The organism is Pseudomonas sp. 25 R 14 (assembly GCF_900004755.1).
In the GTDB taxonomy this organism is placed as follows: Bacteria; Pseudomonadota; Gammaproteobacteria; order Pseudomonadales; family Pseudomonadaceae; genus Aquipseudomonas; species Aquipseudomonas brenneri.
Window position 1 is genome coordinate 198860 of record NZ_CVTS01000068.1, and the last position, 25679, is coordinate 224538.

General features: G+C 60.7%; 27 protein-coding genes. 15 read left to right on the top strand and 12 right to left on the bottom strand.

The window, feature by feature from the left end:
* Positions 1-43: 43 nt before the first annotated feature.
* Positions 44-2191 (top strand): methyl-accepting chemotaxis protein, encoded by a 2148-nt coding sequence (locus BFQ03_RS27315; RefSeq protein WP_065944424.1) that lies wholly within the window; start codon positions 44-46, stop codon positions 2189-2191.
* A 7-nt stretch (positions 2192-2198) separates the two neighbouring features.
* On the opposite strand, the gene BFQ03_RS27320 is transcribed toward BFQ03_RS27315, so the two are convergent.
* From BFQ03_RS27320 to BFQ03_RS27350, 7 genes are all read right to left on the bottom strand, one after another.
* Positions 2199-2600, bottom strand: a complete 402-nt coding sequence (locus tag BFQ03_RS27320; protein ID WP_032857444.1) for a DUF1850 domain-containing protein — start codon at positions 2598-2600, stop codon at positions 2199-2201.
* Complete coding sequence (locus BFQ03_RS27325) at positions 2597-4624, bottom strand: TRAP transporter permease (RefSeq protein ID WP_032857447.1); 2028 nt, start codon at positions 4622-4624, stop codon at positions 2597-2599. Before BFQ03_RS27325 ends, BFQ03_RS27320 begins: the two co-directional genes overlap by 4 nt.
* A 129-nt stretch (positions 4625-4753) precedes the next feature.
* Positions 4754-5707: a TAXI family TRAP transporter solute-binding subunit gene (locus BFQ03_RS27330; protein WP_032857449.1), complete on the bottom strand. Its 954-nt coding sequence runs from the start codon at positions 5705-5707 to the stop codon at positions 4754-4756.
* A 207-nt stretch (positions 5708-5914) separates the two neighbouring features.
* Positions 5915-7234 carry a sensor histidine kinase gene (locus BFQ03_RS27335; protein ID WP_032857451.1) on the bottom strand — a complete coding sequence of 440 codons (1320 nt, stop codon included), beginning with the start codon at positions 7232-7234 and terminating at the stop codon, positions 5915-5917.
* The gene (locus BFQ03_RS27340; protein ID WP_032857454.1) at positions 7231-7899 is read right to left on the bottom strand and encodes a response regulator transcription factor; all 669 of its coding nucleotides are present in this window, start codon (positions 7897-7899) and stop codon (positions 7231-7233) included. Before BFQ03_RS27340 ends, BFQ03_RS27335 begins: the two co-directional genes overlap by 4 nt.
* Positions 7899-8213: a PepSY domain-containing protein gene (locus BFQ03_RS27345; protein ID WP_032857456.1), complete on the bottom strand. Its 315-nt coding sequence runs from the start codon at positions 8211-8213 to the stop codon at positions 7899-7901. Before BFQ03_RS27345 ends, BFQ03_RS27340 begins: the two co-directional genes overlap by 1 nt.
* Entirely contained in the window at positions 8213-8521 is a 309-nt protein-coding gene (locus tag BFQ03_RS27350) for a PepSY domain-containing protein (RefSeq protein ID WP_032857459.1), read from the bottom strand. Before BFQ03_RS27350 ends, BFQ03_RS27345 begins: the two co-directional genes overlap by 1 nt.
* A gap of 159 nt (positions 8522-8680) precedes the next feature.
* On the opposite strand from BFQ03_RS27350, the gene BFQ03_RS27355 reads away from it, so the two are divergent.
* From BFQ03_RS27355 to codA, 12 genes are all read left to right on the top strand, one after another.
* The gene (locus tag BFQ03_RS27355; protein ID WP_065944425.1) at positions 8681-9760 is read left to right on the top strand and encodes a patatin-like phospholipase domain-containing protein; all 1080 of its coding nucleotides are present in this window, start codon (positions 8681-8683) and stop codon (positions 9758-9760) included.
* Positions 9761-9861: 101 nt separating this feature from the next.
* On the top strand, positions 9862-10443 hold the full coding sequence (locus tag BFQ03_RS27360) for a hypothetical protein (protein WP_032857462.1): 582 nt from the start codon (positions 9862-9864) through the stop codon (positions 10441-10443).
* Between the two features lie 3 nt (positions 10444-10446).
* Entirely contained in the window at positions 10447-10659 is a 213-nt protein-coding gene (locus BFQ03_RS27365) for a helix-turn-helix domain-containing protein (RefSeq protein WP_032857464.1), read from the top strand.
* A 72-nt stretch (positions 10660-10731) separates the two neighbouring features.
* Positions 10732-10974, top strand: coding sequence for a hypothetical protein (locus BFQ03_RS27370; RefSeq protein WP_065944426.1), 243 nt, complete (start codon positions 10732-10734; stop codon positions 10972-10974).
* Positions 10964-11356 carry a hypothetical protein gene (locus tag BFQ03_RS27375; RefSeq protein ID WP_065944427.1) on the top strand — a complete coding sequence of 131 codons (393 nt, stop codon included), beginning with the start codon at positions 10964-10966 and terminating at the stop codon, positions 11354-11356. Before BFQ03_RS27370 ends, BFQ03_RS27375 begins: the two co-directional genes overlap by 11 nt.
* A gap of 141 nt (positions 11357-11497) precedes the next feature.
* Positions 11498-11854: a 6-carboxytetrahydropterin synthase QueD gene (gene queD, locus BFQ03_RS27380; protein ID WP_003190259.1), complete on the top strand. Its 357-nt coding sequence runs from the start codon at positions 11498-11500 to the stop codon at positions 11852-11854.
* 136 nt (positions 11855-11990) lie between these two features.
* A complete protein-coding gene (locus BFQ03_RS27385; protein WP_032857467.1) occupies positions 11991-12365 on the top strand; it encodes a hypothetical protein in 375 nt (124 codons plus the stop codon).
* On the top strand, positions 12362-12559 hold the full coding sequence (locus BFQ03_RS27390) for a helix-turn-helix transcriptional regulator (protein ID WP_032857469.1): 198 nt from the start codon (positions 12362-12364) through the stop codon (positions 12557-12559). Before BFQ03_RS27385 ends, BFQ03_RS27390 begins: the two co-directional genes overlap by 4 nt.
* Before the next feature lie 64 nt (positions 12560-12623).
* Entirely contained in the window at positions 12624-13247 is a 624-nt protein-coding gene (locus tag BFQ03_RS27395; RefSeq protein ID WP_032857471.1) for an NUDIX hydrolase, read from the top strand.
* Positions 13248-13452: 205 nt separating this feature from the next.
* Positions 13453-14721 (top strand): cytosine permease, encoded by a 1269-nt coding sequence (gene codB / locus BFQ03_RS27400; protein WP_065944428.1) that lies wholly within the window; start codon positions 13453-13455, stop codon positions 14719-14721.
* Entirely contained in the window at positions 14718-15923 is a 1206-nt protein-coding gene (locus tag BFQ03_RS27405) for a PucR family transcriptional regulator (RefSeq protein ID WP_065944429.1), read from the top strand. Before codB ends, BFQ03_RS27405 begins: the two co-directional genes overlap by 4 nt.
* 28 nt (positions 15924-15951) lie before the next feature.
* Complete coding sequence (gene codA, locus BFQ03_RS27410) at positions 15952-17187, top strand: cytosine deaminase (RefSeq protein ID WP_032857477.1); 1236 nt, start codon at positions 15952-15954, stop codon at positions 17185-17187.
* A 21-nt stretch (positions 17188-17208) separates the two neighbouring features.
* Here the strand turns inward: codA and BFQ03_RS27415 are convergent, their stop codons facing one another.
* Positions 17209-18180 carry a diaminopimelate epimerase gene (locus BFQ03_RS27415; protein ID WP_065944430.1) on the bottom strand — a complete coding sequence of 324 codons (972 nt, stop codon included), beginning with the start codon at positions 18178-18180 and terminating at the stop codon, positions 17209-17211.
* A 152-nt stretch (positions 18181-18332) separates the two neighbouring features.
* On the opposite strand from BFQ03_RS27415, the gene BFQ03_RS27420 reads away from it, so the two are divergent.
* On the top strand, positions 18333-18995 hold the full coding sequence (locus BFQ03_RS27420) for a carboxymuconolactone decarboxylase family protein (RefSeq protein WP_065944431.1): 663 nt from the start codon (positions 18333-18335) through the stop codon (positions 18993-18995).
* Positions 18996-19253: 258 nt separating this feature from the next.
* Entirely contained in the window at positions 19254-20405 is a 1152-nt protein-coding gene (locus tag BFQ03_RS27425) for an MFS transporter (RefSeq protein ID WP_065944432.1), read from the top strand.
* Positions 20406-20418: 13 nt separating this feature from the next.
* On the opposite strand, the gene BFQ03_RS27430 is transcribed toward BFQ03_RS27425, so the two are convergent.
* From BFQ03_RS27430 to BFQ03_RS27445, 4 genes are all read right to left on the bottom strand, one after another.
* On the bottom strand, positions 20419-21033 hold the full coding sequence (locus BFQ03_RS27430) for a hypothetical protein (protein WP_032857483.1): 615 nt from the start codon (positions 21031-21033) through the stop codon (positions 20419-20421).
* The gene (locus BFQ03_RS30110; RefSeq protein WP_139115751.1) at positions 21023-21370 is read right to left on the bottom strand and encodes a hypothetical protein; all 348 of its coding nucleotides are present in this window, start codon (positions 21368-21370) and stop codon (positions 21023-21025) included. The genes BFQ03_RS27430 and BFQ03_RS30110 overlap by 11 nt, the downstream gene beginning before the upstream one ends.
* Before the next feature lie 741 nt (positions 21371-22111).
* A complete protein-coding gene (locus BFQ03_RS30940; protein WP_223232715.1) occupies positions 22112-22930 on the bottom strand; it encodes a hypothetical protein in 819 nt (272 codons plus the stop codon).
* Positions 22931-23253: 323 nt separating this feature from the next.
* On the bottom strand, positions 23254-25659 hold the full coding sequence (locus tag BFQ03_RS27445; RefSeq protein WP_032857486.1) for a TonB-dependent siderophore receptor: 2406 nt from the start codon (positions 25657-25659) through the stop codon (positions 23254-23256).
* Positions 25660-25679 lie beyond the last annotated feature (20 nt).

The window sequence follows — 25679 nt, forward strand, 5'->3', positions numbered from 1 at the left end:
TACAACGGATCATCTCTGTCGTAACGAAAGGTTAAGGATCTCCATGTCGCTCAGGCAGCTGTCCATTCAATGGAAAATCACCCTCCTCGCCGGCCTTTGTCTGCTGGGCATCGTGACCCTGCTGGTGGGCCTTTCGCTGTATCGGATGGACCAGAGCTCGCAACGCGTCCAGGCCTCCAGCACCGAGATGCTCAACGTCGCGGCCCAATCGCGCATCGAAGCCCAAGGTGAAGTCCAGGCCCTGGGCATTCGCCAGCAGTTTATGGATGCCTACCAGTACGGCCATGGCTTTTCGCGCCAGGTGCTGTTTTTGCGCGAACAGGCCGAGAAACGCTTCCTCGATGCCTTCGACCTGCGTGAAGACCTGACCCGCCAGGTCAAGGCCGCCCTGCAAGCCAACCCGGACCTGCTGGGCCTGTCCCTGGTCTTCGAAGCCAATGCCCTGGATGGCAAGGATGAGCTGTTCGCCGGTCAACAGGAGCTGGGCAGCAACGAAAAAGGCCGCTTCGCCCTGTACTGGTCACAGCCGACACCCGGCACACTGACTTCGATGGCGCTGCCGGAAAGCGACATGTCCGACACCAGCATCGGCCCCAGCGGCGAAAAGGCCAACACGTGGTTCACCTGCCCGCGTACCACGCTCAAACCGTGTGTGATCGAGCCGTACTTCTATGTGATCGACGGGCAAAACGTATTGCTGACCAGCATCGTGTTCCCGCTCACGGTCAATGGCAAAGTCATCGCCTCGCTGTCGGTGGACATCAACCTCAACAGCTTGCAGGCCGTCAGCCAGAACGCCAGCCGCAAGCTCTATGACGGCCAGACCCGTGTCAGCATCATCAGCCCGGTGGGTTTGCTCGCTGGCTACAGCCCGGATGCAAGCAAGCTCAGCCAGCGCCTGGACAGCGTCGACACCACCAGCGGTGCGCAATTGATCAGCGCCATGGCCAACAGCACCCAGACCTTTAGCCTGCGCACCGATCATCAGCTCAAGGTGCTGGCACCGTTTCAGCCGATTCCCGACGGCAAGTCGTGGGGTGTGTTGCTGGATGTCCCGGAAAAAGTCCTGATCGGCCCCGCGCAAGCGCTCAAGGCCGAACTGGATGCCGACAACACCAAAGGCACCCTGCTGGAACTGGGCCTGGGTTTGCTGGCCGCAATTGTCGGCCTGTTGCTGGTGTGGCTGATGGCCCGCAGCGTCACCCGGCCAATCCTCGGTGTGGCCCATATGCTGGAAGATATCGCCAGCGGCGAAGGCGACCTGACCCGACGCCTGGCCTACGACAAGCGCGACGAACTCGGTGAACTGGCGAGTTGGTTCAACCGCTTCCTCGACAAACTGCAACCGATCATTGCCGAGGTCAAACGTTCGGTGCAGGACGCGCGCAGCACCGCCGACCAATCAGCGGCCATTGCCAGCCAGACCAGCGCCGGCATGGACCAGCAATACCGCCAGGTCGACCAGGTAGCCACCGCCTCCCACGAAATGAGCGCCACCGCCCAGGATGTGGCCCGCAGCGCCGCACAGGCCGCACAGGCCGCCCGCGATGCCGACCAGGCCACCCGCGAAGGCCTGACCGTGATCGACCGCACCACCGCCAGCATCGGCGCCCTGGCGGCAGATATGAGCACGGCCATGACCCAGGTCGAAGGCCTGGCAGCCAATAGCGAACAGATCGGTTCCGTCCTGGAAGTGATCCGCGCGATTGCCGAGCAGACCAACTTGCTGGCGCTCAACGCCGCCATTGAGGCGGCCCGCGCCGGTGAGGCTGGCCGTGGCTTTGCGGTGGTGGCGGATGAGGTGCGCAACCTCGCCCGACGCACCCAGGAGTCGGTGGAGGAAACCCGCCAGGTGATCGAGCAGTTGCAGAGCGGCACCCGGGAAGTGGTGGGTTCCATGAACAACAGCCATCGCCAGGCCCAGGGCAGTGTCGAGCAGGTGGGCCAGGCCGTTACGGCATTGCGCCAGATCGGCGATGCGGTGACGGTGATCAGCGACATGAACCTGCAGATCGCCAGCGCCGCCGAGCAGCAAAGCGCGGTGGCCGAGGAGATCAACAGCAACGTGGCGACCATTCGCGACGTGACCGAGTCGCTGTCGGGCCAGGCCAATGAATCGGCGCGGGTCAGCCAGACGCTCAACAGCCTGGCCAATCAACAGCAAGGCTTGATGGACCAGTTCCGGGTTTGAGGGTGATTTAACTGGCGCTGTACGGCGCCAGCTCACAACTCCAGAGCTCCACCGCCGGCTGGCGCGCCTGTGGCGGGCCGAGCCAGGTGCTCATCGACTGGCAACGCTGGTTGAAACACAGTTGATAATCCCCGGCTTCGGGTGTTCGCCCCAGGCGCAGGGGTTGCAGCGGGGGCAGTTGACGCTGGTAATGCCAACTGCCCTCGCGCAGTTCGGCGCCGTGCGGAATTTCCATACCGGCCCCGGAACCCTTGACCCGCGCCTCGCCCAACACCAGCCCCTCGGGTCTCACGCGGTAATCCTCCTCCCAGCGTACTTGCTCAATCGTATGCGTCCAGGCCAGGGTGAAGGCCGGCGTGGGCACCTGTGCCCACACCGTGCCCGCCAAGCCCAGACACAGGCCGATCACACCGTAGCCGCTTGGGCACGATGGGCACGCCAGCAGTGCTGCGCGATCAACAATGCCGCCAGGGCAAAGCCGATTTCATCGCTTAACGGCGTTGCCAGAATCAGGCTGGCGCCGGCGGCAAAGCCCAGCAAGCGCTCCCACCCGCTCAGCCTGGCCTGCAAGTAACCGGTAAACGCAGCGCCCCAGATGCCAATGGCCAGCAACGCCTTGGCCACCACATAAAAAGTGGCCAGCAGGCTATCGCCCTGCAGCATCAGTGCCGGTTCGTACACCGCCATAAACGGCACGACAAACCCGGCAACGGCGATGCGCACCGCCCAGAAGCTGATCTTCAGGCCGCTCTCCCGGGCAATCGGTGCCGCCGCGAAACAGGCCAGCGCCACCGGCGGCGTGAGGTCGGCCATGATGCCGAAATAGAACACGAACATATGCGACACAATCAGCGGCACGCCCAGGTCCAACAGTGCCGGGGCGGCAATCGAGCTGGTGATGATGTAGTTGGGAATCGTCGGTATGCCCATGCCCAGCACCAGGCAGGTCAGCATGGTGAGCACCAGCGAGAGGAACAGATTGTCCTGGCCGATGGCGAGGATGTAGCCGGCAAAGGTCGAGGCCACCCCGGTCAGCGACACCACCCCGATGATCACCCCCACCAGCGCGCAGGCGATCCCCACCGGTACTGCATGGCGTGCGCCTTCAACCAGAGCATGCAGGCAGATTGTCAGGGTGTCGCGGCCGCCCTTGATGAACCAGCACACCGCCACCAACAGCGCCACTACCCCGAATACCATGCCGATACCCAGCCGGAAGAAGCCCGCGCACAGCACGCCCAGGACGATCCAGAAGACAAAGCGCATGGCCGTGGACGACACCCGCAGGATGATCGCCGAGCCAAGAATCACAATGGACGTGAGGGCCAGGCCGACCATGCCGGAGAACAACGGGGTGCGCCCGGAGAACAGCAGGTAGATCAGCACAAACAGCGGAATCAGCAGGTACCAGCGCTGCTTCACCGCCGCCCAGGGGTTCGGACACTCATCCTTGGGCAAGCCACACAGGTTGGAGCGCTTGGCTTCCAGGTGAACCATCCAGAATACCGAGCCGAAGTACAACAGGGCCGGAATCAGCGCGGCCTTGGCCACCTCGAAAAACGGCACGTTGATCGTCTCGGCCATGATAAAGGCCACAGCGCCCATGATCGGCGGCATGATCTGGCTGCCCATCGACGCGGTCGCCTCCACGCCACCGGCAAACGCCGACTTATAGCCGAAACGCTTCATCAACGGGATGGTGAACTGGCCGGTGGTGACCACGTTGGCCACACCTGAACCGGTGATCGTGCCCATCAGCGCGGAGGACACCACCGAAACCTTGGCCGGGCCACCGAGCTTGTGGCCGAACAGGCCCATGGCGAAGTCGGTGAACAGCCTGATCATCCCTGCCTGTTCGAGAAACGCGCCGAACAGGATGAACAGGAAGATATACGTGGCCGATACGTAGGTCGGAGTGCCGTACAGCCCTTCGGTGCCAAAGGCCAGTTGGTTGACGATCTGGTCAATGGCATAGCCACGGTGCATCAACTCGCCCGGCAGGTACTGGCCGAACAGGCCATAGGCCAGAAACAGCGCACAGATCAGCGGCAAGGCAATGCCCATCACCCGTCGCGCGGCTTCGAATACCAGCACGATCAGCACCAGGCCTGCGACCATGTCGCTACGGGTCAGGTCGCCGGAGCGTTGAATCAGGTCGGCCTCGAAATACCACTGGTAGAACGCCGTCGCCATCCCCGCAAGGCCCAGTAGCCAGGCCATTGGCTGCCAAGGCTGCTCCTTGCCACGCGCCGGAAAGCACAGAAACACCACCAGCAGCAGAAAGCCCACATGCACGGCACGCAGAATCTGGCTGGATACCGGGTGAAAGGCTGCAGTGATGATCTGGAAGATGGAAAACAGTAGCGCGACATAGAACAGCGCTCTCGGCCAACTGCCGGGATTGGCGGCGAGGCCTTGGTCCTGCTCGCTCATGGGGTCACTCCCTGGTTACAACGTCGATGTGCGAACAAGACCCGCGCGCGGTGGGCGCCGGTTTTGTTCGCAGAGCCAGCACATGGCCGGAGCGGTTGACGCGGGCAAAGCGCCCTACTGTCCCGTCACTTACAGCGCGCCCGCTTCCTTGTAGAACCGCTCGGCGCCAGGGTGCAGCGGGATCGGCAGGCCCTTGGCCGCGCCTTCGAGCTTGATGTCCTTGGCGGCCGAGTGAGCGTTACCCAGGCGGTCGAGGTTGTTGAACATGAGTTTGGTCATCTGGTAGGCGACGTCATCGGACACGCCATCATGGCTGACCAGCAGGTTGGTGATGGCCACGGTCGGAACATCGCTGTCCTGGCCGTCGTAGGTGCCCGCCGGGATCGAGGCCGCCTGGTAAGCCGCGTTATCGATCTTCGCAGTGACATCCGCCGGAATGGCCACGAAGGTGATCGGCATAGTCGCGGCCAGGTCGCGGATCGCCGCCATGCCCAGGCCCGAAGACTGCAAAGTGGCGTCCAACTGACGGTTCTTGATCAGCTCGACCGATTCGGCGTACGGCAGGAACTCGACCTTGCCCATGTCTTCGTAGCTCAGGCCGGCGGCCTTGAAGATGGCGCGGGCATTCAGTTCGGTACCGGACTTCGGCGCGCCGACGGAAATGCGCTTGTTTTTCAGGTCGGCCAGGGTGGTGATGCCCGACTCCTTGCTGGCGACAACCTGGATGTAGTTCGGATAGGTACCGGCAATCGCCCGCAGCTTTTTCAGTGGCGTCTTGAAGCCGGCGTCTTCCACGCCATTCCAGGCATCGGCTACCGAGTCGCCGAGGGCAAAGGCCAGCTCACCGCGACCGGCTTGCAGCAGGTTGAGGTTTTCCACCGACGCCTTGGTGGCCTGTACCGAGGTCTTCGAGCCCTCGATACCGTTGCTGTATAACTGCGACAAGGCCACGCCAATCGGGTAATACACGCCACTGGTGCCACCGGTCAGTACGTTGATAAAGGTCGGGGCGGCGAGCGCCGAGGAACTGGCGGCAAGGGCTGCGGCAGCAGCAAACAGACTGAAGCGTTTGGTCATTCGCATGGGTTCACCTTTTATCTTTCTTATTAGGTGCCGAGCAGCCGAGTATCTGGCTGACGAGCGCAATGGCAGATGCCGTGCCTGCAAGCCTGGGAAACTTGCTTGGCACGGCTAGCCAGGTCGTTGTTATATGCGAAATTGTCCCGCCCAGGCGCCGCAAGAAAAGTCTTGTTGCAAATCGGCTCCCCACATTGATGGCCTTTCGGCCAATCAGGTTGGGCGTCGAGGCAACTCGATCAGCACCTTGAGGCCGCCCAGTTCACTCTCGTGCAACTGCAACGCGCCCCCCCACACCTCGACGATATCGCGCACGATGCCCAACCCCAGGCCGTGTCCATGGGTTTGTTCGTCCAGGCGGGTACCACGGCTGAAAACCTGGTCACGCTGACTCTCGGGAATGCCCGGGCCGTCATCCTCGACGATCAATTGGTAATTGTGCGCAGTCTGCTCAATGCTCAGGCGCACTTCGGCATCCGCCCATTTACAGGCGTTGTCCAGCAGATTGCCCAGCAGCTCCAGCAAGTCTTCGCGGTCCCACGGCAATTGCAGGCCAGGGCGCACGTGGTAGCTCAAGTCCAGGTGCTCGCCGTGGATCATATTCAGGGTCGCCAGCAGGCCCGGCAGTTCACTGTCGCAGTCGAACAATGCACCAGGCAGGGTTTCACCGGCCAGACGCGCGCGGTTGAGTTCACGGTTGAGCCGCTGCTGCACTTGCGTCAATTGTTCGCGAAGCAGCTTGGCCAACTGTGGCCGGTCCTTGAGCTGCTCGCTGGACGCCACGCTCAGTAACACCGCCAATGGGGTTTTCAGGGCATGGCCGAGGTTGCCCAAGGCATTGCGTGAGCGCTTGAGGCTGTCTTCGGTATGGGCCAACAGGTGATTGATCTGCGCCACCAGCGGTTCCAGCTCCACTGGCACCTGGGTATCCAGTTGAGAGCGCTGGCCTTGCTGCAACTGCGCAATCTGCTCGCGGGCGGTTTCCAGTGGGCGCAGCGCCCGGCGCACAGTGACACGCTGCAGAACCAGGATCAGCAGTAACGCCGCCAACCCGAGGACCAGGCCAACTTGGCGCATCAGGCGAAAACTTTCCCTGACAGGTGTGTAGTCCTGGGCCACGCTGATCGAAATCGCCTGGCCAAACCGTTTGTAGTCCGAGCGCAATATCAATAATTGCTGGCCTTCGGGCCCCAACTGCAGATTACCCTTCAAGCCAGCCTGGGGCAGTTGCGGCAGCTCCTGGTCCCACAGTGAGCGGGAGCGCCAGTGGTTGTCACTGAAGTCGATACGAAAATAATGCCCGGAGAACGGCCGTTGATAGGCCGGCGACAAGCGTTGCTCATCCAGTTGCACACCACCTGGGCCGCGCACCAGGGCCACCAGCAGGTTTTCGCTGTCGTTGCGCAGGCCAGCCTCCAGGTAGCGCTGCAGGCCCATTTCGAACAGCCACAGGCTGGTTTGCGCCAGCACCAGGCCGACGATCACCATCACGCTGATCAGCCCCAGGCTCAGCCGCCGCTGGATCGACCTCACGTGGGGCTGGCGCCAAAGCGATAACCCTGGCCGCGCCGGGTTTCAATTACGCTACGGCCGAGCTTGCGCCGCAGGTGGTTGACATGGACTTCGAGGACGTTGGAGTCACGTTCGGTTTCACCGTCATACAAATGTTCGGCCAAATGGCTTTTCGACAGGATCTGCTCGGGATGCAGCATGAAGTAGCGCAGCAGGCGAAACTCGGCAGCGGTCAGTTGCACCTCGGCACCGTCGCGTATCACGCACTGGCGGCCTTCATCCAGGTGCAGGCCGGCCGCCTGTAGCGTCGGCTGGTTGGCCTGGCCATGGGAACGGCGCAACAGGGCCTGGATGCGCAGGTGCAACTCCTCGGGGTGAAACGGCTTGCTCAAGTAATCGTCGGCCCCGGCCTTGAGCCCTTCGATGCGCTCGGCCCAGGAGTCGCGGGCGGTGAGGATCAATACCGGGGTCGCCAGGGCAGCGGCGCGCCATTGGCTCAGCACCTCAAGCCCCGGCAACCCGGGCAGGCCGAGGTCAAGGATGATCAGGTCGTAAGGCTCGCTGCGCCCCTGATACACCGCATCGCGACCGTCCGCCAGCCAATCCACCGCATAGCCCTGGGTTTTGAGCCCGGCCATCAACTCATCGGCCAGGGGCACGTGGTCTTCCACCAGAAGCAGGCGCATCAGTCATCTTCCTCGTCTTTAAGCAGTACGCCGGTGGTCGCGTCCAGTTTGATTTCCCGAACCACGCCGTCGGTGGTCACCAGCTCCACTTCATAGACGTAACTACCGTGTTTACTCTCAAGCTCGGCCTCCAGCAACCGGGAGCCGGCATGCCGCGCCATGGCCTGCTGCAACAGTTGTTCAAGGGGCAGGATCACCCCTTGCTGGCGCAGCGCCAGGGCTTCGTCCTGATTGAGGTCCCGGGCAGCCACCACCGAGCAAAAGGCCAGGAGCACCAGCGCCAGTCGACTGCCGGTGCGTAGATTTACCTTCATTACGTATCCTGATGATCCTTGAGGACTTGCCCGGTGACCGCGTCCAATTCCACATCCCACTCCACACCTTGGGCATCGCGCAGGTCAACCTGGTAAATATACTTGCCGTACTCCTGTTCCAGCTCGGTCTCATGCACGGTGCCGCCAGGATGTTTGGCCAGGGCAGCGGCATTGAGCTTCTCGAAAGACTGGATGGTACCAGCGTCACGCAATTTCAGCGCTTCATCCGGCCCCAGGTCCCGCGCCTGAGCCAGGCCGGTGGTGAGGGCGATGATACTGGCGGCAATAGTTGCCGTGAGGATTTTCATGATGATTCTCCATTTCAGGATGTTTTGCCTACGGCCCCCACAGTACGGATCGCAACTTAACTGAAACTGAATTGCCATCATGGCAATTATCCCACAACACCTTGCCAGGCCCTGGGGAAGATTTCCTATACTGCCCCGCTCGCCTGCACAGAGATCGGTATGACGGCCATCCACATCAAGTTCCCAGCCCTGACGATCAAGGCTGGCCAGCGCGCCTTTTCACGCATTCGCGAGCAAGGCCTCAAACCTCAAGACGTGGGCATCCTGCCCGGCGCGGCCGGTGGCCCCAAGGCATTGGGGATCCAGGGCCTGGACTTGGCGCTGTTCGGTGACTGGCTGGCGCGCGCGCCCCGCGAGCGCTCGCTGATGGGTGCGTCCATCGGTTCCTGGCGCTTTGCCAGCGCCTGCCTGCCCGACCCGGTGCAGGGTCTGCTCGATCTCGGTCGCCTGTACAACGAGCAACGCTTTGCCAAGGGCGTGACCATGGCCGAGGTCAGCCAGAGCTGCCAGCGCATGCTCGATGACCTGCTGGCCGGCCGCGATGCGATGCTTCTGGCCAACCCGCACTATCGCCTGAACATCGTTGTCGTCAAAAGCCATGGCCTGCTGGCCGACGACCACCGTGGCCGCCTGGGCCTGGGACTGTCCTCGGTGATCGCCGACAACCTGCGCGGCCGTGCGCGACTGTCCCGGCATTTTGAGCGACTGATCATCCACGACCCGCGCCAGGCGCCACCCCTGCACCCGCTCAAGGACTTCCCTTCACGCTTTCTCGACCTGGAACTGGGCAACCTGCGCCAGGCATTGCTGGCGTCCGGTTCGATCCCGATGGTCATGCAAGGCGTGCGCGACTTGCCGGGCGCCGGTGCTGGCACCTATCGCGATGGCGGCCTGCTGGACTACCACCTCGACCTGCCCTACCACGGCGATGACATTGTGCTGTACCCGCACTTCACCGATCGGGTCATCCCCGGCTGGTTCGACAAGAGCCTGCCCTGGCGGCGCAGCAACCCGCAGGGCTTGCAGGATGTGTTGCTAGTGGCCCCGTCACGGGACTATCTGGCCCGCCTGCCCCACGGCAAATTGCCGGATCGAAGCGACTTCAAGCGCTTTCTGGGGGACGACGCCCGCCGCAATCAGTACTGGCAAACCGCAATGAGTGAAAGCCAGCGCTTGGGTGATGAATTCCTTGAATTGGTCGATAGCGGCAGATTGGGCGAGCGCCTGATCGAGCTCTGAATTGCCTGCCGCAAGCACGGCTAATTATTTTTCGAAAGAAATTATTGTAATTAGATAATTATTCATGGATTATTCTTCCATCAGCCCGTATGGATCTACCCATGAACAATCATCTCGACTCCATCTCCACCAACACCCGACTGCGATCCATCGGGGCATTTGCCGCGCTGCTGGCATGGTGCGTCGCATTGATCGAGTTCGGCGCGCCCATTTTGTTCTGGGTCTTCGACTTTCCCAGCGCCCTGGCGGACTACATGAAGACCTACGGCGAACAGATGCCTTTGTTGCTGGCACCCGGCTATCAGCCATCTTCGCTGGCCATGGGCCTGGCCCTGGCATTGGAAATGCTGCCCATCAGCCTGACGATTGTTGCACTGGTGCTCACCGGGCTGTTTTTCATGGGTATTTCCAAAGGTAATATCTGGACCGAGTCAAACATCAGAATGCTGTGGTGGATGGGCTTACTGTTTATTATTAACCCCCTGCTGACCCCCATTATTGAGACGCTTCAAGGGCTGGCCTTTGCTATCGATATGCCACCCAATGAGCGAAGCATCAGCATCGGCATTGGTATTTCGTCCCAAGCCATCTATGGAATACTGCAAGGCATATTCCTTTGCGCATTTTCACTCATAGTGGCTGAGTCAAAAGTTATCAACGATGAAAACAAAAGCATCATCTAAACCATGACCATCATTATTCGTTTGGACGTCATGATGGCGAAGAAAAAGATCCGCTCCAACCAGCTTGCAGAAGCCATTGGGATTACGGAAGCCAATCTGTCGCTATTGAAAAACGGAAAAATCAAAGGCTTTAAACTCGAAACCCTGAACAAGCTCTGTATCGCCCTGGATTGCCAGCCCGGCGACTTGCTGGAGTTCGAGTCTGAAGAGCCCTAGGCCCTGGACTGTACTACCTGGCTCTTGGGCAGCCTTGTAAAACACTGATCAACTTAAAGCGGACCTTTTCCTATGAAACCCATGAAGTTCCTGGGCCTCTTCACTATCGTCCTGATGACTGGCGGATGCAGCAACACCAGTTTCAACCCTTCCTCGTTCAAGGTTTATGAACCTGGCACGCAGTTTGGCAACCGCTACGGTTCTTCTACCTGGCTGGAAACTCCTTGCCGTAAACGTGGCTGCGACAACAACAAGTTGTTCTTTAATCCAGCCCAACCGGAATCAACCATGGAAAACACTCATCATGGGTTTTAACAACAAAACATGTAGCCTTTTTTTGTTGCTGCTTTTGGCACTAGGCCATGCAAACGCGCAAGACCTGCCCAATCCGTCGCTTCTCACTCGGTATGGCGTCACCGAGGATCAATTGCCAGCAGCCCCCACCGCCCCGGTACTGAACCCCGAGCCGACGAAAAGCCGCTTTGCGATTCAGCCCGAACGGCCATTGATCAGAGTGGAGAAAAATGGCGACCTGGTGTCCGAAACCACCGGCAATATCAGCATTGATAACGCCGTCGCCCTAGGGCAGGAGCAGTGCGCACGCGCGTATGCAGAACTGGAGCGCCGAGGGTCGCAGCGCGCACTGCCGTGCGGTGATGGGGTCAAGGTCAGTACAACGGTATGGTCCCAGGAATAACCGGACTTTACACACACCGCCAGATCGCTTGATAAAACAGGTTAGAATGCGCACCACGTCGCTCGCCCGGGCCCATCAAGCGCCCACCCGATACTGACAATCGCACATCGCCCTAGAAACTCCTGCCTTACAGGTCATACCGTGGAAATTTTCAAAGAGTTCACATTCGAGTCCGCCCACCGCTTGCCTCACGTCCCCGAAGGCCACAAATGCGGGCGCCTGCACGGTCACTCGTTCAAGGTGGCCATCCACCTGAGCGGCGACCTCGATCCGCATACCGGCTGGATCCGTGACTTCTCAGAGATCAAGGCGATTTTCAAGCCGCTCTACGAGCGCCTCGACCATAACTACCTCAACGACATCCCCGGCCTGGAAAACCCTACCAGCGAAGTGCTGGCCAAGTGGATCTGGAACGAGTTGAAGCCGTTGCTGCCAGAGCTGAGCGCCATCCGTATTCATGAAACCTGCACCAGCGGTTGCATTTATCGCGGAGAGTAAGGCGATGAGTTGAAAAAACCACCCACAGCGGTGGTTTTTTTGTACCCGTCGTTCAGGCAGCCTCGAATGTAAAGCGAGCTTGACATATACTGATCGCCCCTCCAATGTAAAGCACCCTTTACTTTCAGAGGTTCCTATGTCGATCAAACGCTACCTGGTGGAGTTCTTCATTGCCCTGGCCGCCTACCTGGCTGCCGTGCTCGTCAGCACCCACTTCCTGGCCGATGCTCCCGAAGGGTCCGGGAAAATCGCCCTAGCCCTGGTTCCGGTCATCCCGCTGATTGCCTTGGCCTTCGTGGTGATCCGTCAATTGGGCCGGATGGATGAAATGGGCCGCAAGATTCAATTGGAAGCTCTGGGCATCGCGTTCATCTGCACGGCGCTGATCACTTTCAGTTATGGCTTCCTGGAAACCGCCGGCCTGCCACGCCTGTCGATGTTTTTTGTATGGCCCCTCATGGGCGGTATCTGGGCAGTGGCCACGGTGATCGGCGCAAGGCGTTATCGATGAACAACCTGATGCGCGAACTGCGCACCGAACGGGGCTGGTCCCAGGCGGATCTGGCGGCACAACTTGAAGTGTCGCGCCAGACCGTCAACGCCATCGAGACCGGCCGCTACGACCCCAGTTTGCCGCTGGCCTTCAAAATAGCCAGGCTGTTTGAGCGCCCGATCGAGGCGATTTTTGAGGCGCCCTCGGCGTAAGGGTTTGCGTTCGAGGATCACAGCGATTAAAACCAGACTTCGCCGCAACTCAAGGAACTGAACCATGGAATCCACCTGGCTGGCCCAGGCCAAGCGCCTGCAGGCATTGGCCTCCACCGGGCTGCACTTTTGCACCGATGACTTCGAGCGCGAACGCCTGGAAGAGATCGCCCAGATTGCCCACAACATGCTCGCGCAGTTGGGGCACGTGCCGCTGGAGCGCATTACCGGACTGGTCTCGGACTTCGCCCAACGTTATTCAACACCAATGATCGATGTCCGTGGCGCGCTGATTGAAGGCGATCGGATCCTGCTGGTGCGCGAAGCGACGGATGGCTGCTGGGCATTGCCGGGGGGCTATGCCGATATCGGGTTGTCGGCCGCCGAAAACATCGTCAAGGAGCTTCACGAAGAGGCTGGGCTGAGTGTCACCGCACGGGCGCTGTACAGCGTGACCCACAAAGCCAAGGGCCTGTACCGGCCCGACGTGCGGGACTTCTACAAGTTGTATTTTCTCTGCGAGCGCACCGACCAGGCCGCTCCCATGGCGGGTTTTGAAACCACCGACGTCGGTTTCTTCCGCCTCGACGAACTGCCGCCCCTGTCACGCGGGCGCACCATCGAGAGTGATCTTGAAGCGGCCTTCGCCTTTCACCGCGGGGACATCACCCAAACCCTGTTCGACTGACACCCAGGCGTAGTGATCCAATTTGTATCACCCCTGCACCGCATTCGTGCCCGGCAGGGCAACACCCACAAGCAATTTCGCCTTCCGGGCCTGCCCAGCCCTGAATACTGTGCAACCTGCACAGCGCCCACCGTGCACCCATCACTGCCACGCAGTTGGCACGCGCGCTGCAACAGGCCCTGTGTCACTCACAGGGGAACGGCACATGACGCAGAACGAACCGGGCAACGATTACCCTCTCAGCGAAGTGCCTATGCATGCACGCAAGGGCCTTGGCTCCACGGCCATGGTGTTGCTGGGCTTTACCTTTTTTACCGCGACCATGTTCGCCGGCGGCAAGCTGGGGGTGGCCTTCAGTTTTACCCAGATGCTCGGTGTCGTGGCCCTGGGTAACCTGCTGTTGGGTATCTACGCCGCAGGCCTGGGTTACATCGCCTTCAAGAGCGGCTTGAACTCGGTGCTGATGGGGCGTTTCTGCTTCGGTGAAGTGGGTAGCAAGTTGAGCGACCTGATCCTGGGCTTCACCCAGATTGGCTGGTACGCCTGGGGCACCGCCACGGCGGCCGTGGTGCTGGGCAAATATTTCGAATTGAGCCAGGGCAGCGTGCTGGCGCTGATGGTGCTGTTCGGCCTGGTGTTCTGCGCCACGGCCTACGTGGGTTATCGAGGCCTGGAAATCCTCTCTTACATTGCCGTCCCGGCCATGGGCCTGCTGCTGTTGCTGTCGATGTGGGTGGCCACCGTGAAAGTCGGCGGGCTTGAAGGCTTGCTCGCGGTCGTGCCGAGTGGCGCGCTGGATCTGTCCACGGCCATTACCCTGGTATTCGGCACCTTTGTCAGTGGCGCCACCCAGGCGACCAACTGGACACGGTTTTCCCGCTCGGCCAAGGTGGCGGTACTGGCCAGCCTGATCGGCTTTTTTATCGGCAACGGCCTGATGGTGCTGATCGGTGCCTATGGTGCCATCGTCTATCAACAGCCGGATGTGGTGGAAGTGTTGCTGCTGCAAGGTTTCGCCATGGCCGCAATGGCCATGTTGCTGCTCAATATCTGGAGTACCCAGGACAACACCATCTACAACTTCGCCGTCGCCGGCTGCAACCTGCTGCGTACCAGACGGCGCAAGACCGTGACCCTGGCCGGCGCCGTGATCGGTACCCTGCTGGCCTTGCTGGGCATGTACGACATGCTGGTGCCCTACCTGATTTTGCTGGGCACCGTGATTCCACCGATTGGCGGGGTGATCATGGCTGACTTCTTCTATCGCTATCGCGGCCAGTATCCTCGGCTGGCAGACGTGCGCTTGCCGGCGTTCAATTGGCCGGGGCTGATGGCCTATGCCGTCGGGACGGTGCTGGCATTCAGTTCGCCGTGGGTTGCGCCCCTGGTAGGGATTGTCGCTGCGGCCGCCACTTACATCCTGCTCACGGCCGTCCTGCGCATACGCGTGCCATTGGCTGACGTTCAGGTATGAGCCTGACCGTGGCGGATGTGCTGGCCCTCCCGGGGCTGGAATCCATGAGCCTGCGCGCGGGTAGCGCAGGCCTGGATAATGGCGTGCGCTGGCCTTATGTGGCCGAGAACAACGGCATTGCCGAGTGGGTGCTAGGCGGTGAACTGGTGTTCGTCACCGGCATCAACCATCCACGGGATGAGACCAATCTCCTGCGCCTGCTGGACGAAGCCTGCTCGCGGCGCGTCGCCGGCCTGGTGATCCTGACGGGGCCGGATTACATCCAGGGGATTGCCCCGGGATTGCTGGACGCCGCCGACGCCGCCGGGATGCCGCTGATCGAACAACCTTATTCACTGAAAATGGTCCTGGTAACCCAGGCCATCGGTTCCGCGCTGATCGAGGCCGAACAGTTGGGGCGTTCACGGCATGACGTGCTGGAGCGCCTGTTGGCCGGAGACTATCAATCCCTCGACCTGCTCCTGCACCGCGCCAGCCAACTGGGCATGCCACTGACCGGGCACTGGCAAGTCGTGCAGTTGCAACTGGACGGCGGCGACGCGTTATTTGCGCAAAACCTGGCGGGGGATGCCGAGACCCAATTGGCCCGCCAGCACGATGGCATTACCCGTCGATTGCGCCAGTTCGCCGCCGAGCATCCCTCGCGCCTGCCCGTGCTCGGCAGGGCTGGACAATGGACCCTGCTGCTTGCGGCCCCCCATCAGGACCACCGACAACGCCTGGCGAACTGGCTCAAACCATTGAATCTGCGCCTGGCCCCGCTAAAGCTCTGTATCGGCTTGAGCGCGGCCCAACACCCGGCCGCCGGCCTGGCCCAGGCCCTGGACGAAGCTCGCCAGGCGCTGGTGGTCGCCCGGCGCTTTGGCGAACATGCCGGTGTCTGTGTCTACGATGAACTCGGGGTGCTCAAGCTACTGAGCGCGGTGCGCGATCGCGGGCTACTCGACCAGTTTCTCCATGAACGCCTGGGGCCTCTGCTGCGCCATGACCAACGCCACGGCCCCAGCCTGATGCCGACCCTGCAAGCCTGGTTCCTCGACAATGGTAACCTTGTGGCTGCGGCCCTGCGGTTGGCGGTCCACCGCAACACCCTGACCCACCGCGTCCAGCGCATCGAGGCCCTGTGCGGGCTATCGCTGGACAATCCCAATGACCGTCTGGACATCGGCGTCGCGCTGATGATCTGGCGGCTGTCTGCCTGATTGCTTTTTGCCCAAGAGGAACTTGCCCATGCATATCATCAACGCCCGCCTGCGCAACCGTGAAGGCCTGCATGATCTGCACCTGGAACATGGCCGGATCGCCAGCATTACCCCACAAACGGCCGTACCGCCCCTGGGACCGGACGACCTGGATGCCGCCGGTAACCTGGTGGTGCCGCCTTTTGTCGAGCCACATATCCACCTCGACGCCACCCTCACCGCCGGCGAACCGCGCTGGAATATGAGCGGGACGCTGTTTGAAGGGATCGAATGCTGGGGCGAACGCAAGGCCAGCATCACCCAGGAAGACACCAAGACCCGCGCCAAACAGACCATCCAGGCCCTGGCGGCCCATGGCATCCAGCATGTGCGCACCCATGTGGACGTCACCGATCCCGACTTGACGGCGCTCAAGGCCATGCTCGAAGTGCGCCAGGAGAGCAGCCACCTGATCGACCTGCAGATTGTCGCGTTTCCCCAGGAGGGCATCGAGTCCTACCGCAATGGCCGCGAGCTGATGGAGGAAGCCATTCGCCTCGGCGCCGATGTGGTCGGCGGCATTCCCCATTTCGAGTACACACGCGACCAGGGGGTCAGCTCGGTCAAGTTCCTCATGGACCTGGCCGAACGCACGGGCTGCCTGGTCGACGTGCATTGTGATGAAACCGACGACCCCCACTCGCGATTTCTCGAAGTGCTGGCCGAAGAGGCACGCAGCCGTGACATGGGTAGCCGCGTCACCGCCAGCCACACCACAGCCATGGGCTCCTACGACAATGCCTACTGCGCCAAACTGTTTCGCCTGCTGGGACACTCCGGCATCAGCTTTGTGTCCTGCCCCACCGAAAGCATTCACTTGCAGGGCCGTTTCGATAGTTTCCCCAAACGCCGGGGCGTGACCCGGGTCAACGAATTGCTGGAGGCCGGCATGAACGTCTGCTTCGGCCAGGACTCCATCGTCGACCCCTGGTACCCACTGGGCAACGGCAACATCCTGCGGGTGCTCGAAGCCGGTTTGCATATCTGCCATATGCTCGGCTACAGCAACCTGCAGAGGGCCCTGGACCTGGTCACCGACAACAGCGCCAAAGCCATGGCCCTGGGCGATCGCTACGGCCTGGAGCCCGGGCGGCCGGCCAACCTGTTGATCCTGTCGGCAGACAGCGACTACGAAGTCATTCGCAGCCAGGGCCTGGCGCTGTATTCGATCCGCAACGCCAAGGTGTTGATGAAGCGCCAGCCGGCGCAAGTGACGTTTCTATAAACAATCAAGTACGTATACCCCTCAGCCTTGGTGCGTCGCGGCCCCGAAAAGACTGACACTCAGCAGCGTATCCGCCTGAACCTGCAGACGTACCGGCGCCGTGCCACCCGGCATCACCACGGCAACGTCTCCCGCCTCGACCCAGCCAGCCCGCCAAGCCGCACAGGCAACCGCGCTGGCACTGGTCCCGGAGGACGCCGTAGGTCCCTCGCCACGCTCAAATACTCGGGCGATGAGCCGGTTGCCAGCCGCGCGCGCGACCCATTGCAGGTTGACCCCGGCCGCACAGGGCCGGCCATCACCTGCTGGAGGGGCAAAGGCAATCGCTTTCAACGCGTCGAACAGCTCAGGCTGGTGCATTTGCCGATTGTCCGGCAAGGCCGATACGTGCTCGACCAAGGTCACACAATGGGGATTGCCAATACGCACAAATTGACTGCGTGCCCATTGCGAGTTGATCGCGGCCAGTGCACTCACAGGGCCCGGCTCGGCACTCCCCATCCCCTGCGCACCCACCGCCGGCGGCCCGAATGCCGGCTGCCCCAGCGCCAACCAGAACCCTGGAACCTGCTCATGGACCGCCGGCTCAACCCATGTCGCCACCGGCGATAGCGCATCAGGTTTGTCATGGTGTACCAGCAGTTCGCAGGCCTGGGTCATCAACCCCGCATCCGTCAGGGCCTGGGCAAAGATCGTCAAGCCATTGCCACTGCGCTCGGCCAGGGAACCATCGGTATTGATGATCAGCAGGTCATACGGCGGCGCAGCCTGAAACGGCCCGACCAGCAAACCATCGCAGCGATAGGCCTTGGCCTCGGCTGGACGCGGCGACGTTCCCCAGCCACATTCAGACGCTATCGCCGACGCCGTCCACGCCTGGCGGGTACTGGCGGCCAGTGCGGCGCTGGTGGGCACGGCAATGCCCCGGCGACGTAACAGGGCCGGGCTGACCACTCCGTAGATATTGCCGCGAGCGTCGTAGAACAAGGTCATTGTGTGGTCCACCTCAACATCCGCCGATTGCCGATAATAGGAAAAGCGCCAGGGGCCTCTACACTCCTATCTCCCTGGATGGACGTTTTCATCAGGCCGAAGCCCGTGCGCAGTCGAGCAAACGCCGTCCTCATTTACTCGGAGGATGCACCATGAAGCCCCTTGCCCCGCAAAATCCCATTGAAGCGCTTTATCGCGAAGGCCGCAAAACATTCATTGAGCTGGTACCTGATGGCGGCGCACGACTGGATGCGTTGTTCCATACCGCACCGGCCCTGGGCGAGTTGGCGGTCGGTGTGGTGTATGGCTATCTGCATGATCGCCAGGGCCTTGATCCGCGCCTGCAGGAAGCGGCGATTTTTGCAGCCATCGTTGCCGCCGGCATGGTCGGCCCGCCGTTGAGCGTGCACTTCAAGACCAGCCTCGCCCAGGGCCTGGCTGCGGGAGAACTGACTGAGTTGCTGTTGCTCGTTTCGGCCTTTACCGGTTTCCCCCGGGCCGTCGCCACTGCCGACCAGCTCAACCTGCTGTTCGCCGGGGCCAACCTGCCCTCCCCTCCGCCACCACCCCCACGCGCCGTGGCGGTAGCATTTTGCGAGAGTGTGCGCCGGGGCCACCCATCATTTGCGGTGGATACCTTGGTTCGAAAGCTGCTGCGCAAACCCCATAAACTATCGCTGCACGCCACGGCGGCGGATCGGGTGCTGGTGGAGAGCTACGTCGGCCAGGAAACGACGCCGCGTGGCACAGTCCTGGTACGGGTCACTGGCGCCGACGTCGTACAAGTCAGGGCGTACGTCCCGGCAGCCACCTGATCCATATGCAGAAGTGGCCTGGAAGGTGGTAATCCTGTGCAAACAGCCCGGGGTTCAACACCATTCACACGGATTACGCACCATCCAGGCCACCTCAAGCAGGTCTGATAGCCTCTATGTGGTGGTCATTGGCAAAGTGTTCCGTGTTGTAAAAAGAAAGTTCATGGCGCCCAAGGGAACCTGGCTCGCTCGATAAGGCCTGATGTGCAAGGATGTCGCGCCGGACATCGTTCGCCGAACGCAAAACCAAGGATTTTCATGACTGCCATTCCCACCCCTGCGCCTGTGGTTCCAGGACGCCTGGAACAAATGTCGACCCGTATCGCGTTTTTTATTGCCGGCTTTGGTATTGCCGCCTGGGCCCCCTTGGTCCCCTATGCCAAGGCACGCGCACAACTCAACGAAGGTACGCTGGGCCTGTTGCTGTTGTGCCTGGGCGTGGGGTCCATAATCGCCATGCCGGTAGCCGGCGTGCTGGCGTCACGCTATGGCTGCCGACGTGTGCTCAGCGCCGGGACGATCCTGCTTTGCGTGGCCTTGCCGATGCTGGCCACGGTCAGCTCGATACCGTGGCTGATAGCAGGGTTGTTTCTGTTCGGTGCAGGCCTTGGCACGGTGGACTCCACCGTCAACCTGCAGGCGGTGATCGTTGAACGGGCCAGTGGCAAAACCATGATGTCGGGTTTCCATGGGCTGTTCAGTCTGGGAGGGATTGTCGGGGCGGCGGGTGTCAGCGCGTTGCTGGGCTTGGGGCTCTCACCGCTTTCGGCCACCCTGGTGGTCATCGTGATTACGCTGGCCGCACTGCTCAAGGCGGCCCCGCACTTGTTGCCCTACGGCAGTGAGAGCCGCGGCCCAGCCTTTGCCATCCCGCACGGCGTGGTGCTGTTTATCGGCTGCCTGTGTTTTATCGTGTTCCTGGCAGAAGGTGCCGTGCTCGACTGGAGCGCCGTGTTCCTCAGTGACGAACGCGGCCTCGATGAAGCCTATGCGGGCCTGGGTTATGCGGCGTTTGCCTTGACCATGACCATCGGACGCCTGACCGGTGATGCCATTGTTCGTCGCCTGGGTGCCACACGGGTAATCGTGATCGGCGGCGCGCTGGCCACCACCGGCATGCTGTTGGCCACGCTGCTTCCCGCGTGGGAGACCGCGCTGCTGGGCTATGCACTGGTAGGCGCCGGCTGTTCGAATATCGTGCCGGTGCTGTACACCGCAGTCGGCAAACAAACGGTCATGCCGGAGCATATTGCGGTGCCCGCCATTACCACACTGGGTTATGCAGGTATTCTCGCAGGCCCCGCGCTGATCGGCTTTATCGCCCACGGCAGCAGCCTGAGCATGGCCTTTGTGTTGATCGCCGTGCTCCTGCTGGGCGTAGCGATCAGTGGGAAAATACTGCGGGTGTAATAACCCCGGGGCACTACAGGTTCTTGTTGTTTTCAAGCCAGCCATCAAGGTCTTTGTTGCTCAACCACCCCTTCTGGTAATGACTGCCATAAATGCGTCGCCAGCCAGAATGGATGCGTTCCAGTGAGCTCAAGAGCCTGGGGCGGTCCACCAGGTTTTTGGACATGTACACCAGTTGTTCGCTGTACATCTTTTTCGGCAACCCCGTGGCAGGGTCCCGAATAACCACGCCCTCCTTGTCCATTTCGTCCGGGTCCCTGCTGATTGAGACAAGCCTCTCGATCTGCACATAGCCGACGCTCTCAAAAAAGCTTATACGGTCCCGGGACCTGTCACGCAGCTCATCAAATGCCGCCCTGAACGCCTGCACCAGCTCGACATTGGTCTTGGCGTGAAAGGGGTCCGAGCTGAAGGCATTCGGGTCGCTGTTGCCAAATACGCCCTCTACGGCCCTCGACAGACTTTGCCGCGTTATAAAACCCTTCTCATCGAGGATTGCGTCGATCAACCGTGGGCGCAGGACAAGGGCTCTGGCCAGCAGGATGGCGTTATTGAGCGCTGGTGTATCAGTCATTTTTTCACTGGCGATTCGCTGCAGCGACGACAGTTTCAATCCTTCATTTTTCATGAAAGTTTTCCAGCGCGGAAAAATGATCACCCAGCGCCTTCACTAGCTGGCTATCCGGCAGTTGGGTATAGGGATTCACATGGGTTGCACGCGCTGGTGGCGTGTTTTTCAGCTCCTGATGATGCTGCGTGATCTCGTCAGGCGTGGCCCATCGCAAGGGGCGCCGGAAACCTGAGGATCGAATCGTGCTGGGCAAAGGTTGATTGTCAACCTGCCACCCACGCGGCGTGTTCTCGCTTGAAGCAGCATGAGCTTTCTGTTGTGCGTCATCCGGTATCGCATCATGGCGGCTCGTGATATCGGGCCGCAGCAGAGGTACCCCACCGTCAATTGCCATGTTTCATTTCCACCTTTACTAGATCCATACTCAGACCGGCCACCACCGTCACTGCAAGAGTGGCTTCCAACAAGCGCAAAGTATGTGGCCTACCGCCCGCAATGGTTCCGGGGTAGCCGATCATTTTCGATGACTGCATGTAAACAACGAGCAGGGCCTGGGCGCAGATTCAGTCAGGTTCTCGGGACGACAACGTTCCCGACCTGGCCCCCCCCAGCAAGGCTTTTATAGCGCTGATCAGCCCCGTTGTGACACCTGCGCCAGCCTCCATTGTGGCGCCTGGAGCAACGGGGGGTCGGTAGGGCAGCATGCCCTTGGCAAAGTCGTCCGCTGCCGGGGCCTTGAATGTGTATTGACCAGAAAAATTCTTGAATTGCTGAACTTCGGCACCTTCCTTGCCAGGCGTATCCTGACTCTGGACGCCGATAGATTGGCCCTGCGTGCTGTTTTCGCAAGGAGGCACAAGAAGGGATTGCGGCAGGCCGGGAGTTTGAGTTCCAAACGACGTTGAAGTCATGTCAACACCCTCGCTTTGAGTAAAACCGGCAGCGTCATAAAGGCCGCCAGATACACGTTATGTGGCAACCCACTGAAAACAGTTCCTGATCATTGAAGTAGCAGGCGATGAGCGGATGCGGGCAGTATCAGACTGCCCTGTCATCGAGAAATTGGGAATCCGGGGCGAACCGGGAAACACCGCGAAAGACTTGCGGTACTTCCCGGTTCTGTACTGCCAGCGGTCTAACGGGACAACTTCTTCAACGCTTTCTTGTTGATCCTGCCGTCATAGTCGGGGCCAGCAGTATTGTCCATTTGTTGCAGCAGGTTGGACCGGTTGGAGACCTCCCTTGCCAGTTGGGTGAGTTGATCCCTGTAAGTGTCACCCGTCAGCGGGCGCTGGGCCTTGGCATCGAGATCGGCGAACTTGATATCTTTGCTCCAGAAGCTTCCTTTCAACTGATTGAAGTTCTTAAGCATGTCCTTGGCGAGTTGTTCGTCGTCCTTGAACTTCAACGGGTTGTCGGAGCGTATGACGTCATAGATGTTTTGCCGGGTAAGCTGAGCATCCAACCCACCCGTACGACCGTCGCGATCAAGCGCTTTGAGAAGGTCCGGACGTTTCATGATTTCCCTCGCCAGCCGGGTGTCCTGGTCCTTGTGCGGATGGCCTGTCAGAGGGCTTTCAGCCTTGGTTTTCAAACCTTGTGGCGTAATGTACGACGGGTTTTTCGGATCGTTGAATACCTTGAAGTTGTCCAGCAGTTGCTGGGCCAACTGATCATGGCTGCGTTTTGAATAGATCGGATCCGGCTGCTGAGGAAAAGGCCTTGGCGGCGGGCTCCCATGGTGCGGAGGCCTGCCCCCCCGAGCTGCATCGCTCTGCACACCAGCAAGCACAGGCCCCAACTTAGTCTCTGGCCCGCCGAAACTAGGCCCCTTGGAGGCTGGTCCGGTGGCCGGCGCGGCAGCGCCCGTGGTGTTGGCCTTTGCTTCGGCCCCATGACGCGTGGCGTCATTAGGTAGGTTGACGATAGGCTGATTGAACGCAGGTACCGACATAATGTTCTCCAGTGCGGCTTGTTGACACGATGTACCTCACCGTCCAAAGCACCCCGGCGATAAGCTGATCGCGGGATGCCCGTGCACAGTGGGCTAATTGTGTCTGTGGCAGTCCTACGGAGTTCGGTTCCTGAAAGCGATGAAAATCGCTTAAAAAAGGTAGGACGCGCGCCAGAGCCCCCCTTCAACATCGACAGAAGGATCGTAAGAGGCAAGAGCAACACCAGGAGGAAAAGCACATTGACGCGTGTCAGCATCAATGCACCCATCAAAAGACAAAGCGCCGCCGCCCCGATCACCCTCAGGACAGGCGACGATCCCCGTCAGAAACCCACGCTCGCCTGTACAAAGAACGTCCGCGGCTCGCCCAGGTAAATCCCGGAGTTGTTATCACTGGAACGGGTGTAGTGCTGCTGGTCGAACAGGTTTTTCACCCCCACGCCCAGCTTCAGGTTCGATAACTGGGCGCCAAAGTCATAGCCACTGCGTACGTTGACGGAAACATACCCCGGGATATCACCGTACTGGCCATCTGCGGTCGGCTGCGTGATATAGGTGCTGGTGGTACCGGGTGCCCGTTGGCCGGACTGAGCATACGCGTCCAGGTTATGGGTCCAGTGGTTGACGGCATAACGCAGCCCCAGTGTCGCCACTTGCCGGGAATACAACGGCAGGTCACGGCCCTTGAACGCCACGTCGCCTTCGGCGGTCGCCTTGGTGTAAGTGAAACCGGCGTTGGCGGTCAAACCGTCCAGGCGCGGGTCGAGGTTGGACAGATCGTAGTGGGCCGAGGTCTCGATACCCGTGTGCTTGGTGGCGCCCAGGTTGGTCCAACCTACGTCATTGCTGACGTACTGCAGCTCGTCGGAGAAGTCGATATAGAACAACGTCACTTCGCCACCCCAGACATCATCGTTGTAGCGGGTGCCGATCTCGTAGGTCTTGGCCTTTTCCGGCTCCAGGCCATTGGCCGTCTGGTCGCCGTTACCGCCCTGGCCCAACTGGAAATATTGCAGGCTGCCGAAGGACGTTTCGTAGTTGGCAAACAGTTTCCAGGCATCGGAGACGTGGTACATCACGCTCAGGGCTGGCAACGGTTCGTTGTTCTTGACCTCACGACGTTTCTCCTGGGTGCGGGTGCCGTTCAAGCCCACCACCGGCCGGTCATGCCATTCGGTGCGGATGCTTTCAAAGCGGATGCCGGGTGTGATCGTCCACTTGCCGACGTCGATCTTGTCGTCAATGTAGAACGCATTGGCCTCGGTGCCACCGGTACGGTCCTGATAGACATGGCCGTCATTCTGGCCGACCGGTGTGGGTACGTTGTTGACCAGCCGCAGGTTGCTGGCCTGTTCGTGCATCCCCTCTTTCAGGTAGCGGTAGCCGACACTGACTTCCTGGCTGGTCGGCCCCAGGTCGAACACATGGGACACCCGTGGCTCGATGCCAAACGTGTAGTAGGTGCGTGGAAAGGAACCGAGGGTCACTTGGTCACGGCTGGCGATGTTGCTGCCGCGAAAACTGTCGGAATAGTACGTCAGCACTTCGGCCTGGGTACGGTCGTCGATCTGGCGGATGTACTTGAACGAGACATCCTTGCGCCGCCCGCTGAAGTTGTCCCAATCGCGCACCGACTGATAAGGATTGGCGTCGTACTGCTTCTGGGTCAGGCCGCCGGGCATGTCGGCGCTGGCGTCGTAGTAGTGGAAATTGAGGGTGAAATCGTCTTGATCGGTCGGCGCCCAGTGGGTCTTGAGGATCACATCGTCGATATCGTTGCCGCTGTTGCTATCGCGGTACCCGTTGCCATTGACCCCGGAATACAGCAGCGCCATGCCAATGCCATTGTCCGCAGTACCGCCGATAAAGGCGTTGTCGACATGTTTCCAACCCCCGTGGGACGAGGTTTGCAGGGTGGTGCCGACTTCACCGGAAAAGGTCTCGGGGATCGCCCGGGTCACGAAGTTGATCACCCCACCGACGTTCTGCGGTCCATAACGCACGGAGCCGGCGCCACGTACCACGTCGATACTCTCCAGGTTGCCGGCTGAGATCGGCGCCATCGACAACTGTGGCTGACCGTAGGGCGCGAAAGCAGCGGGAATACCGTCAATCAATACCGTGGAGCGCGGTGACAAGCGCGACGTCAGGCCACGTACACCGACGTTGAGGGAAATATCGCTGCCGCCGGTACCGTTGGACTCCTGCACCTGCACACCGGGCACCCGGCGCAGCACATCACCGACGTTCATCGCGCCCTGCTCCACCATGGCCTCGCGACGGATCACGGTTCGTGCGCCGGGGTGGTTCTGCACCACTTCGGCATTGGCATCCCCCAGCCAGTCGCCCACCACCTTGATATCGGTCGCACCGAGCTCCAGGGGGGAACCGGCTTCACCGGTACCATTGGCCTGAGGATGCAGAGTCACTGAACCCGAGTCGATCTGATAGTCCAGGCCACTGCCTTGCAACAACTGGCGCAGGGCCTCTTCCGGCGACAGGTTGCCGTCGACGGCCGGGGCCTGTTTGCCGGCCACCATCTGCGGGCTGAAAAATACTTGCAGCGAAGTTTGCTGGCCCAATTGGCTCAGCGCCGCCCCAAGGGACTGAGCCTTGATATGAATGGCATCGTCAGCAAAAGCCGCTGGCATTGCGGCACTGACCGCCAAGGCCAGGGCCAGGGGGGCCCAGCGGGAGGTTTTATTGTTGTTCGCAGCGAGTTTTTTCACGTCGTACCTAGTCCGGTGAT